Origin of the sequence: Bradyrhizobium sp. CCGB12 (assembly GCF_024199845.1) — a bacterium.
GTDB lineage: Bacteria > Pseudomonadota > Alphaproteobacteria > Rhizobiales > Xanthobacteraceae > Bradyrhizobium.
On sequence record NZ_JANADO010000001.1, the window covers coordinates 4163818 to 4175844 of the forward strand.

Consider the following 12027-nt stretch of genomic DNA (forward strand, 5'->3'; position numbering starts at 1 on the left):
CTATCCGGCGTCGGCCTCATGCTGGGCGCGCTGTTCTTCGCGGCCGCGCTGACGCCGACGCTGATCCCGCGGAGCTATCTCACGCAAGGCGTCCTCGCCGGCGGTTGCCTTGCGATCGGCTATTTCGCCGGAATCCTGTGGCGGCGGCTGTGGCACTATCTCGAATTGCCCGAGCCTTCGGCGCGCGCGAGATCGATTGCGAATGCGCTTGTCGCGGCCGTCTGCTTGCTCGTTGTCATCGGCTTTCTGTGGCGCACCACCGATTGGCAGAACTCGATCCGCGCTGTGATGAAGATGGCCCCGGTCGAGACCGCGCATCCGCTCAAGGTCTGCGCGATCGCCCTGATCACATTCGCAGTGCTGCTGGTGCTGGGGCGACTGTTCGAACTTGTCGCCCGCTTCCTCGCTGCGCGCACGAGGCGCGTCATTCCGCGGAAGGTCGCAAACGTCATCGGCGTGATCGTCGCGGGCCTGCTGTTCTGGTCGATCGCCAGCAATGTCCTGGTCCGCATGGCATTCAACGCGCTCGACTCCTCCTTCCGCGAACTCGATGTTCTGCTAGAGCCCGAACGGCCGCAGCCGACCGCCTCCGATCGGACGGGAAGCCCGGCATCGCTGGTGAAGTGGAAGGAGCTCGGGCGCATGGGGCGCCGGTTCATTGCCTCCGGCCCGACCGCGGCCGAGATCAGCGCCATCACGGAACGGCCCGCGCAGGACCCGGTGCGCGTCTATGTGGGGCTCGGCAGCCGCGACACGGCGCAGGCACGCGCCAAGCTTGCGCTCGAAGAGCTGAAGCGCCAACACGGTTTTGAACGGGGCACACTCATCGTCGTCACGCCGACCGGTACCGGCTGGATCGACCCTGCCGCGATGGATACGGTCGAATATCTTCATCATGGCGATGTCGCGAGCGTCGCGATGCAATACTCCTATCTCAACAGCCCGCTGTCGCTGCTGTTTCAACCCGAGTACGGCGCAGAGGCGGCGCGTGCGCTGTTTGCGGAAATCTACGGTTACTGGACGACGCTGCCGAAGGATAAGCGGCCGAAGCTGTATTTGCACGGGCTCAGCCTCGGCGCCATGAACTCGGAAAAATCCGCGGAGCTGTTCGAGACGATCGGCGATCCCATCGCCGGCGCGCTGTGGAGCGGGGCGCCGTTCGAAAGCCGCATCTGGCGCTCGATCACCGAAAGCCGCAATCCGGACACGCCGGCCTGGCTGCCGGAATTCCGCGACAGCCGCTTCGTCCGCTTCATGAACCAGGACGGATCGACCGTGCCGCCGGATGCGCCCTGGGGCCCGATGCGCGTCGTCTATCTGCAATATGCCAGTGATGCGATCACGTTCTTCGCCTACCGCGATGCCTATCAGGCGCCCGCCTGGATGGCGGCACCGCGCGGACCGGACGTGTCACCGGAGCTGCGATGGTATCCAATCGTCACCATGCTGCAGCTCGCCCTCGACATGGCGGTCGCGACCCATACCCCGATGGGCTTCGGCCATGTCTACGCGCCCGAGCATTACGTCGATGCCTGGGTCGCGGTGACAGATGTCCGTGATTGGCCTGCCGAAGCGCTCGCGCGGCTGAAACAACAGCTCGCGGCGAAAGCGCGGAAGACGGGCGCAGGCAATGCAGACGACGATCCCGACCGCGGGGGCTAAAGCATGATCCGGAAAAGTGCGCAGCGGTTTTCCGAAAAGATCAGGCTCAAATAATCAGAGCCCCTACTCCGCCATCTCCACCGGCTGCGACGTGGAGGGGCCAGCCAGCGGCCGCTCCTCCATCGCGATCAGGCAGAGCGCAGCGCCCGTCATCAGCGCGGTGGCGGCGCCGAACACGTAGCGGAACGCGTGCCGCATGTCCTCGGCGGGAATCGCAGGGATGCTGCCCGCGACATGATGCTCGCCGGCGAGCGGAATGTCGGCACCGAGCGCGATCAGCAGGATGGCCGCGAACGCCGCGACCGTGAAGGACGACATCAGCGAGCGGAAGAAGTTCAACGCACCAGTGATGGTGCCGACCTGCGGACGCGCGACCGAATTCTGCACCGAGACCACGCAGACCGGAAAGGTGGTGCCGAGGCCGAGCGCAAACGCGGCCATCAGTGTCAGCAAGCCCCATAGCGGCAGCGTCGTCAGCGTGAGGCCGAGGCCACACAGCGCCGCCCAGGACGTGCCGATGATGGCGACGCGCTTGTAATGCTTGGCCCGCGCCATCGTACGACCGGCGATGGCCGCACCGCAGGTCGAGACCGCCGCGAGCGGGATGAGGGCAAGCCCCGCCTCGCTGGCGCTGAGGTGATAGACGGATTCATAATAGAGCGGGAGCTGAACCGTGAGGCCGGTGATCGCGCCGAGCGCACAACCGCCGGCCATCAGCCCGAACGGCACGACGCTTCCGCCCAGCAGCGGAAGCGGCAGGAACGGCTCGTCCGACCGCCGCGCATGCCAGACGAAGCTGACCACGAGCGCGACCGCTCCGCCGAGCATCGCCAGCACGGTCGGCGACAGCCACGGATAGCGCGTGCCCCCCCAGGTCAGCACCAGCATGAAGACAACGGCGGAGGCCATCAGCAACACGCCGCCGAGCCAGTCGACCTTGCGCTTGCGGTGGAACACCGGAATCTTCTTCATCTTCGGCAGCAGCAGCGCGATCGCGGCGGCCGCGAGAGGCAGATTGATCCAGAAGATCATCGACCAGTGCAGGTGCTCGGCGAACACGCCGCCGATGACCGGACCTAAAATGCCGCCGACCATCCAGACGCTGGAGAAATAGGCCTGGTATTGGCCGCGCTCGCGGGGTGAGACGACGTCGGAGATCACGGTCTGCACCACAGGCATGATGCCGCCGCCGCCGAGGCCCTGAAGGCCGCGCGCCAGAATCAGCATCGGCAAGTTCGGCGCGATGGCGCACAGCACCGAGCCCACGACGAACAGGCTGAGCGAGGTGATGATCATGGCCTTGCGGCCGTAGATGTCGCTGAGCGTGCCGAACACCGGCGCGACGGCGGTCGAAGCGAGCAGATAGGCGGTGATGACCCAGGACAGGCTCGAGACATCCTGGAACTGGCGCCCGATCGTCGGCAGCGCAGTCGCCACGATGGTCTGGTCGAGGGCGGCCAGGAACATCGTCAGCATCAAGCTGATGACGATGGTACGGACCTCGTCCTGCGACAGCGGCACCGGCGGCGCGAGCGAGGGCGCGTCATCGACGCTCAAGACCTCGGAAGGAAGGCGGGACAGCTCTTCGGCGATATCGTCGGGCAATGCCTGGACGTCGGCAGTGCTCCGCCGTTCGAACTTGTTCATCTCGATCGGAAGCCGTGAAGCGGCGCAACGCCGCGAAGGATTCGTTCTATGCAGACAATGTAGAGAGGAAAGTTCTTCCCAGGCAGGCACCGCGGCGCATGGGTGCATCCCACCGCGGGGTCATCCCGAACAATTGATCAAGAGCGGTGCGGCGGATCAGTCCTTCGGACGTCGCTTCAGGCGGGCCCGTTTCGGCAAGGTCGCCGGCCATTGCACGATGTGATCCTCAAGCTCCTCGTCCGGGATCTCCTCCTCGCTGCCCTCGACCCGGCCACGCACGGAGACGCCCGCCTCGTGCACGGTATTGGGATCACCGGAGACCAGCGGATGCCACCAATAGAGATCGCGCCCCTCGGCGACGAGCTTGTAGCCGCAGCTCGGCGGCAGCCAGTTCAAGGTGCGGACATTGGCAGGGGTCAGCCGGACGCAGTCCGGAACCTTGTCGGAGCGATTCGGGTAGTCCTTGCAGGCGCAGCTCGCACCATCGAGAAGTTTGCAGCCGATATGAGTGAAATAGATCTCGCCGGTGTCCTCGTCCTCGAGCTTGTTCAGGCAGCAGCGCCCGCAGCCGTCGCACAGGCTTTCCCATTCCGGCCCAGACATCTCTTCCAACGTCTTGGTTTTCCAGAAGAATCCCTCCTGGCCTGAAGGTCGTTTGGGAGCTGCGGTCATGCGCCTCAACACGAGTTCGAAAGAGCTACGGCAAATGCCATCTAGGGCGGGTGGCCGTGACGGTGCAAGCAACACCCCGCACAAGGCCCGTAATGACCCGGGGTCAATTAGGCCTGTTGTTCAAAATCGCGAGCGTGACCATTGGTTTATAGGCCCTGCTCGGCTAGAAGGAACACAGAGTCCCCAAAGGACGCGAACCGGGCGCCTTGGGTTTGCCGTAACATTCCCGCAAGACGTCTCGATGCCGCCCCGGCCGGGTGCTTGAACGCTTTCGAAGCAAGCCGCAAGGGTTCCAGGTGCGCCAGATCATACCACCGCATTGGAAGCAGAAGATCCGGAATTTCCTCCTGGATCTCGATGCGCGCATCGACTCCTCGCTGTTCTCCTCGGCCAAGGGCATCCGCGAGCTCTACGAGCGCTACTCTACCTTCATGGACCGGTTCTATGTCGGACGCTGGAAGCGCTGGGTGTTCATCGAGCCGCTGTCGGAAGCCGCAACCCTCGGCCTTGGCGGCCTGGTCGTGATGCTCACGCTCGCCATCCCCGCCTTCCGCGAGACCGCGGACGAGGACTGGCTGAAGAAGTCCGATCTCGCCGTGACCTTCCTCGACCGCTACGGCAACCCGATCGGCAGCCGCGGCATCAAGCACAACGACTCGATCCCGCTGGAAGATTTTCCTGATGTGCTGATCAAGGCGACGCTGGCGACCGAGGACCGCCGCTTTTACGACCATTTCGGCATCGACATCGCCGGCACGGCGCGCGCGCTCGTCACCAACGCCCAGGCCGGCGGCGTCCGCCAGGGCGGCTCGTCGATCACGCAGCAGCTCGCCAAGAACCTGTTCCTGAGCAACGAGCGCACCATCGAGCGCAAGGTCAACGAAGCCTTCCTCGCGATCTGGCTGGAATGGCGTCTGACCAAGAACGAGATCCTCAAGCTCTACCTCGACCGCGCCTATATGGGTGGCGGCACCTTCGGCGTCGACGGCGCGGCGCATTTCTACTTCAACAAGTCGGCACGCGACGTCACCTTGGCGGAAGCAGCGATGCTCGCCGGCCTGTTCAAGGCCCCGACCAAATACGCCCCCCACATCAACCTGCCCGCCGCCCGCGCCCGCGCCAACGTCGTGCTCGACAACCTCGTCGATGCCGGCTTCATGACCGAGGGCCAGGTGTTCGGCGCCCGCCGCAACCCGGCCTTCGCGGTCGACCGCCGCGACGAGGCGTCGCCGAACTATTATCTCGACTACGCCTTCGACGAGATGCGCAAGCTGGTCGACACCTTCCCGAAGTCCTACACCGAGCGCGTCTTCGTGGTCCGCCTCGCCATGGACGCCAATGTGCAGAAGGCGGCAGAAGACGCGATCGAGAACCAGCTGCGCCAGTTCGGCCGCGACTATCACGCGACGCAGGCCGCAACCGTGGTCTCCGATCTCGACGGCGGCATCCGTGCCATGGTCGGCGGCCGCGACTACGGCGCCAGCCAGTTCAACCGCGCCACCGACGCCTACCGCCAGCCCGGCTCCTCGTTCAAGCCTTACGTCTATACGACCGCGCTTCTGAACGGCTTCACGCCGAACTCGATCGTGGTCGACGGCCCGGTCTGCATCGGCAATTGGTGCCCGCAGAATTATGGCCATTCCTATTCCGGCTCGGTGACGCTGACGCAGGCGATCACGCGCTCGATCAACGTCGTGCCGGTGAAGCTGTCGATCGCGATCGGCCAGAAGGAGCAGCCGAAGGCGCCGAACCCGGCCAAGATCGGCCGCGCCAAGATCGTCGAGGTCGCGCGCCGCTTCGGCCTCAAGGCGCCGCTGCCTGATACGCCGTCGCTGCCGATCGGCTCTGACGAAGTCACCGTGCTCGAGCACGCGGTCGCCTATGCGACGTTCCCGAACCGCGGCAAGGCGGTGACGCCGCATTCCGTGCTGGAGGTGCGCACCGGCGCCGGCGACCTGGTCTGGCGCTGGGACCGCGACGGCCCGAAACCGCGGCAGGCGATCCCCGCCTCTGTGGCCGCCGACATGGCGGGCATGATGAGCCACGTCGTCAGCGAAGGCACCGCGCGCCGCGCTGCCCTCGACGGCATTCCGACCGCGGGCAAGACCGGCACCACCAATGCGTATCGCGACGCCTGGTTCGTCGGCTACACCGGCAATTTCACCTGCGCGGTCTGGTACGGCAACGACGACTACTCGCCGACCAACCGCATGACCGGCGGCTCACTGCCGGCGCAGACCTGGCACGACATCATGCTCGCGGCGCATCAGGGCGTCGAGGTCCGGGAAATCCCCGGCATCGGCATGGGCCAGAAGCTGCCGCCGCAGCATGTCGGCAACACGCAGGCCAATGCGGCGCCGAAGGTGCCGGAGACCAAGCCCGGTCCGCCGCCCGTGCTGACCAAGCGCGGCGCCGACATCCTGGTGCGCGTCGAGAAGCTGCTGGATGATGCGGCCAAGACTGCGAACAAATCGTCGGCCGCCGACATCAACCCGGCCAAGCCGTCCTCGTCAACGAGTGCGCTCGCCTTCCCGCAGAATTATGCGGAAGAGAACGCCAACGCCTCCGCCCCGCGCAAGAACTGATCGAAACCCGTGCGGCTGATCCTGATCACATTGACGGCCCTTCTGCTCGCGAGCGTGGTCGGCGTCGGCGCGACCTGGATGACGACGACGCGCGGCACCGAGATCGGCACGCTGACCATCGGCGCCTGGACCGCGCGGCCGCGCACCGGCACCGCCGACGTCGATCCCTATTCGCGCGCCACCATCGTGCGCAACGGCGAGCTGCCGATCGGCACCGGCGACGGCGTCGCCTTCACCGCGACGGCCGACGACAAGAAGAAGGCGCTCGACGGCCGCTGCGACGTGATCGTCTCCGGCGTGACGCCGCCGGCGCGGTTCTGGACGCTGACGCTCTACGACCGCAAGGGCCACCTCGTCGCCAACTCGCTGCAGCGCTACGGCTTCACCAGCCAGGAGATCGTGCGGCAATCCGACGGCTCGTTCGAGATCCGCATCGCCTCGCGCTCGCGCGCCGGCAACTGGCTGCCGACCGGCGGCATCGAGCGCTACGCCCTGATGCTGCGCCTCTACGACACCCCGGTCGGGGTCGCCACGCGTACCCAGCGCGATGCGCCGATGCCCACCATCAGCACGGTGGGCTGCTCATGATCCGCCTGCTGTTCACCATCGTCGCCGGCATCGTTCTGGGCCTCGTGGTCCATCTCGTCAGCGTGCTGGCGCTGCCACGGATCGCGACGCAGGATGCCTATTCGCGGCTGACGCCGATGACGAAGCTCAACGGCGTCACCCAGCTTCCCCTCGCCGATCCGCAGACCTCACCGATGCCGTTCATGGACCCGGCCTTTGCGCTCGCGATCTGCCGCTACGACCTCACGGGCGGGCCGCTCAAGCTCACGGTGCCCGTCAGCCAGGCCTACACCTCGGTGTCGTTCTACACCCGCAACGAGATCGCCTATTACGCCATCAACGACCGCTCGGCGGGCCGCAAGGTGATCGAGCTCGACCTGATGACGGAAGCGCAGCACAACGAGCTGCCCGAGGACGAAGAGGTCACCGCGGCCGACCGGCTGATCATCGATTCCCCAAGCACGACGGGCCTGATCGTGATGAAGGCGCTCGCCGCCGAGCCGGGCCTCATGCCGCAGGCCCAGGCCACGCTTCAAGCCGCAACCTGCGCGCCGCAGACCGAAGCGCCCGCCAAGGCCGAAGCGCCGCGCGGCCGCCGCTGAGCAGGCCGCTTCGGCGGCGCAACAACAAAAACATGAAAAACAACCCCATGCACAGTAGCGAGGGCGTTGAAATCATTGCGCTCTTCGGTTGACGATCAGAAGCAGCCGGGCCGCGCGCCTTCGCCCCTTTGACACGTCGGGCAAAACACCGGCATATTGGCATCATCGAGAGTTTGTCACACCCGCGCGGGAAGCCGTCCGCCGCGGGTGTTTTCATGGTGGTGTCAACGATTCGTTTGAAGTGAGACACGGATTTCTACGTCGGCCCGTGCGGGTCGAGCAAAACTGCAACACAGTGCCGCCATCAGACGACCCGCCGGCTAAAGTCTCCGCGCGAATGTTGACGCGTATAGTGCCAGATGCCAGTTTCGTGATCGGTAGTGTCCGCGAGGACAATCCAAGGGAATGCGGTGCGTCCGTTACGGCGGGCAATTCCGCGGCTGCCCCCGCAACTGTAGGCGGATAGCCGACGGCCAAACGAACCACTGGAGCCCCGAATTGGGCCTCTGGGAAGGCGGTCGAAGGCGATGACCCGCGAGCCAGGAAACCTGCTGCCAGCCATGAGTCACGCGCGAACGCATTGGGCGGGGTGCCCCGATGTCGGAGGAGTAGCCAGCGCATCTGCCGCCTAGGGCGAAGGCAGATGACAAAGGCAACCGCGGTGACAGTTTGTTTGCGTCGCCGCAGAGCATTGTCGTGCAATATCATTTCGTTTCTGGCATTGCGCCGGAGTTTTCGCGTGTTCGTATCGGTATCTCTCAGGGCTTCGCAGGCCAAATTCGGGGCGCTACACCTGCCCTGCTCGCCTTAGCTCTTTCGACATCGCTGTCCTCAGTGGCGACGGCACAGACTGCGGCTCCCGGTGCCTCCCAGGAGGTCGGACCGGTGATCGTCTCACCGGCCATGTCCAAGCCGGCTCCCGCCGTCAGCCCTGGCAATCAATGGTCGCGGACCGCGCGACGCGTCCCGGCGCGTAACCGTAGTGGTGCAGTGGTCGCGGCTCCGGCGGCGCAGCCGTCAAGCGGCCCGGTGCAGACGCCGCTCAACACGGCCGCCGTTACCGATGTCGGCTCTCGGCTCGGGATCACGGCGCGGGAAATGCCCGCGACCGTCGAGGTCATCAGCCAGCAGACGATGCAGGATCAGGGCATCAGGACCACGACCGAGGTCGCCAAGGCTGCGGTCGGCGTCACCGGCGGCGATGCGCCCGGCGCGCCCGCGATCTTCTCGATGCGCGGCTTTTCCGGTGACCAGCTCAGCACGCTCTACAACGGCATCCCGATCGGGCCCTCGACCATGACCGGCCGCCCCATGGATGTGGCAGGCCTCCAGCAGGTCGAGATCATCAAAGGGCCGGACTCGCTGGTGGCGGGCCTCGGCGCGACCGGCGGCGCAATCAACTATGTCACCAAGGCGCCGCACACTGGCCCGATCGTCAACGACGCCTTCACCTCCTACGATTCCTTCAACGGCTACCGCGCCGGCTACGGCTCCGGCGGCAGCACGCTGATCAACGGACTCGATTATCGCTTCGACATCAGCCATTTCAACGACAAGAGCTTCATCGACGATGCCTATTCGAAGCTGAGCAATGTCTCCGGGCAGTTGAACTATCGCGTCAACGACAGCCTGAAGGTCTGGGGCGCGGCCGAGTACAGGCAGGACAAGGACCGTTTCTACTGGGGAACGCCGATCGTGCCGGCGAACGCGCCGGGCGTTGTGCCGACATCGGGGATCGTCTCCGGGACCTGGAGCAATTACTACCTCGGCGGCGGCACGCCTGTTACGCCCACCATCGACGCGCGCACGCTGACGACGAATTACAACGTGCTCGACAATCGTAGCGGAGCGGGCGAGCTCTGGCTGCGGTCAGGCTTTCAATGGGACATCACCAACAACGTCTCGCTGAAGAGCCAGGTTTACGGCTATGACGCCCATCGGCACTGGTTCAACAACGAGATCACGTCGTTCGACCAGACCGTCGGCAATTTTGCCGGCGCGCAGAGCATTTATCGTGAGCGCCTAGCGCTGGATCACGCACAGCGGCTCTACGGCAACATCACCGACCTGACTATCAATTCCGATATCGGCGGCATGGACAATCGTTTCGTCGCAACCGTGGCCGCGAGCAACAACCAGTTCAACGTCTCGCAGGACACGCTGTTCTTCAGCGATTACGTCGATTTGCTTAATCCGGACCGCGGTCTTTATGGTCCACGAAGCGACGAGAAGATCTACACCCGCGTCAACACCGCCTCGCTGTCGTTCGAGGACCGGCTCAAGCTGACATCGACCTTCGCGCTTATCGGCGGCATTCGCTTCGAGGACATCAAGCTAGACCGCACGCGCTACTCCCCCGACGGCGTGCTGCGCACCGACCGCGGCTATCCGTTCTCGAAAGTGTTCAATCCCGTCACCGGCCGCGTCGGCTACACCTGGGAGGTTACCCCGGGCGTCATGCTTTACAGCCAGTATGCGACGGCGGCCGACCCGACGGTCGCCAACATCTTCATCCTCGCGCCACAGGTGCCGTTGCTGCTGACGACGTCGCGAACCTACGAGACCGGCGTGAAAGTGCAGTCGGCTGACAAGCGCACCGAGTTCACCGCGTCCGCGTTCGATATCGAGCGCAAGAACGTCTACGTCCCCGAAAGCGGCATCGTCTTCAACGTCGCCGGCAAGATCGCCTCCAAGGGCATCGAGCTCGCCGCAGCGACCAATCCGTTCGGCGGGCTGAAGCTGTGGGGCAATGTCGCCTTCGTGCAGTCGCGCTTCGTCGACTTCAGTTACGTCGACGGCAACGGAGTGTTCCAGTCCTACTCCGGCAATACGCCGCCCAATGTTCCGAACTTCGTCGCCAATGCCGGTGCGTCCTACCGCTTCGAGACGGCCTTACCGGTGGAGATCGGTGCGTCCATGCGCCATGTCGGCGACCGCTTCAACTACCAGGACAATCTGGTTGTCATGAATGCCTACACGACCTTCGATGCGTTTGCGTTCGTCGACATTCCAAAGTCATATTTCACGGGTGTCGAGAAGACGCGGATCAGTTTCCGCGTGAGAAACCTGACCAACAAGCTCTACGCGGCGTGGGGCGATCCCGGATACACCGACCAGATCATTCTCGGTGCGCCCCGCAGCTACGAGGTGGCAGCGTCGTTCAAGTGGTAGTGGTAGCGCGCAGCCGGCAAGGCGCGCGCGATCCGATCTTCATGCGGGATCCTCGCCTTTGAGCGATGGCCCGCCGGCGCCGCGCACCCGATATGAGCGAGTGACCGACACAGACACGCCAGACTGCATCTCTGCCTGGCGGATCGCGTCTCGTTCGAAGCCAAAATGAGACTACTATTTTGTCGCTCGGCACCGATTGACTCGATAATTAGTTTACACTAATCATAAGCTACAACTAATTATCTCTCTTGCTACTGGAGGACCCGCAGGCATGACCGGCGCCGCGCGGGGTAGCTATGGCTAAAGACAGCGCGCAACTGGCTGCTCTCGGCGATCCTACTCGCAGGCAGATATTCGAACTGGTGGGCGCCCGGCCTCGCACAGTCGTTGAAATCACGCGCGAGCTGACCGTCTCACAATCGGCCGTATCACAGCATCTCAAGGTTCTGCGCGAATCCCGCCTGGTTCGTGCTGAGCCGAAGGGTGCCAGCAACGTCTATCACATTGATCCAGCAGGGCTCGGCCAGATGCGCGCGTGGCTCGACAGATTCTGGAGCCACACGCTGGCAGCTTACAAAGAAGCCGTAGAAAAACCACGGGAGAACCAGCAATGAACGCACGTATATCGGCTGCGCCTATCAAACAGTCTATCGTCGTCGAGGCGCCCATCGAGCGCGCGTTCAAGGTCTTCACCGAAGACTTCGGAAGCTTCAAGCCGCGCGAGCACAATCTGCTCGCTGTTCCCATCGCAGAGACCGTGTTCGAACCTCACGTGGGCGGACACATCTATGATCGAGGTATTGACGGCAGCGAATGCCGCTGGGCGCGTGTGCTGGCCTTTGAACCGCCCCATCGCGTGCTTAGCTGGGACATCAGCCCGCGCTGGCAAATCGAGACCGATCCCGACAAGACCAGTGAATGGGAGGTGCGGTTCATCGCCGAGACGCCAGGCCGGACCAGATTGGAGCTGGAACACCGCCACCTCGAACGGCATGGCGAAGGCTGGGAAGCCGAGCATGCAGGCGTTGGAAGCGATCAGGGCTGGCCGCTCTACCTTCGGCGGTTTGCCGAGCGCATGGCGTGCGAGGCCTGACGCTCGCTTGTCCAATGCGACGTGATCA

At 64.4% G+C, this 12027-nt stretch carries 9 protein-coding genes and 1 riboswitch; of the genes, 7 read left to right on the plus strand and 2 right to left on the minus strand.

The window, feature by feature from the left end; translation table 11 throughout:
- Positions 1 to 18 precede the first annotated feature (18 nt).
- Positions 19 to 1662, plus strand: coding sequence for an alpha/beta-hydrolase family protein (locus NLM27_RS19570; protein WP_254148873.1), 1644 nt, complete (start codon positions 19 to 21; stop codon positions 1660 to 1662).
- 63 nt (positions 1663 to 1725) lie between these two features.
- On the opposite strand, the gene NLM27_RS19575 is transcribed toward NLM27_RS19570, so the two are convergent.
- Both NLM27_RS19575 and NLM27_RS19580 read right to left on the minus strand, forming a co-directional pair.
- Positions 1726 to 3309 carry an MDR family MFS transporter gene (locus tag NLM27_RS19575; RefSeq protein ID WP_254144860.1) on the minus strand — a complete coding sequence of 528 codons (1584 nt, stop codon included), beginning with the start codon at positions 3307 to 3309 and terminating at the stop codon, positions 1726 to 1728.
- Positions 3310 to 3465: 156 nt separating this feature from the next.
- A complete protein-coding gene (locus tag NLM27_RS19580; RefSeq protein ID WP_254144861.1) occupies positions 3466 to 3981 on the minus strand; it encodes a YcgN family cysteine cluster protein in 516 nt (171 codons plus the stop codon).
- 296 nt (positions 3982 to 4277) lie between these two features.
- Between NLM27_RS19580 and NLM27_RS19585 the strand changes: the two genes are divergently transcribed.
- From NLM27_RS19585 to NLM27_RS19610, 6 genes are all read left to right on the plus strand, one after another.
- Positions 4278 to 6566, plus strand: coding sequence for a transglycosylase domain-containing protein (locus NLM27_RS19585; RefSeq protein WP_254144862.1), 2289 nt, complete (start codon positions 4278 to 4280; stop codon positions 6564 to 6566).
- 9 nt (positions 6567 to 6575) lie between these two features.
- Positions 6576 to 7154, plus strand: coding sequence for a DUF1214 domain-containing protein (locus NLM27_RS19590; RefSeq protein ID WP_254144863.1), 579 nt, complete (start codon positions 6576 to 6578; stop codon positions 7152 to 7154).
- A complete protein-coding gene (locus tag NLM27_RS19595; RefSeq protein ID WP_254144864.1) occupies positions 7151 to 7735 on the plus strand; it encodes a DUF1254 domain-containing protein in 585 nt (194 codons plus the stop codon). Before NLM27_RS19590 ends, NLM27_RS19595 begins: the two co-directional genes overlap by 4 nt.
- Positions 7736 to 8096: 361 nt before the next feature.
- Positions 8097 to 8306, plus strand: a riboswitch (cobalamin riboswitch).
- Between the two features lie 314 nt (positions 8307 to 8620).
- Positions 8621 to 10906, plus strand: coding sequence for a TonB-dependent receptor domain-containing protein (locus NLM27_RS19600; RefSeq protein WP_254144865.1), 2286 nt, complete (start codon positions 8621 to 8623; stop codon positions 10904 to 10906).
- A 296-nt stretch (positions 10907 to 11202) separates the two neighbouring features.
- Complete coding sequence (locus tag NLM27_RS19605; RefSeq protein ID WP_254144866.1) at positions 11203 to 11520, plus strand: helix-turn-helix transcriptional regulator; 318 nt, start codon at positions 11203 to 11205, stop codon at positions 11518 to 11520.
- The gene (locus tag NLM27_RS19610) at positions 11517 to 11999 is read left to right on the plus strand and encodes an SRPBCC family protein (RefSeq protein ID WP_254144867.1); all 483 of its coding nucleotides are present in this window, start codon (positions 11517 to 11519) and stop codon (positions 11997 to 11999) included. The genes NLM27_RS19605 and NLM27_RS19610 overlap by 4 nt, the downstream gene beginning before the upstream one ends.
- Positions 12000 to 12027 lie beyond the last annotated feature (28 nt).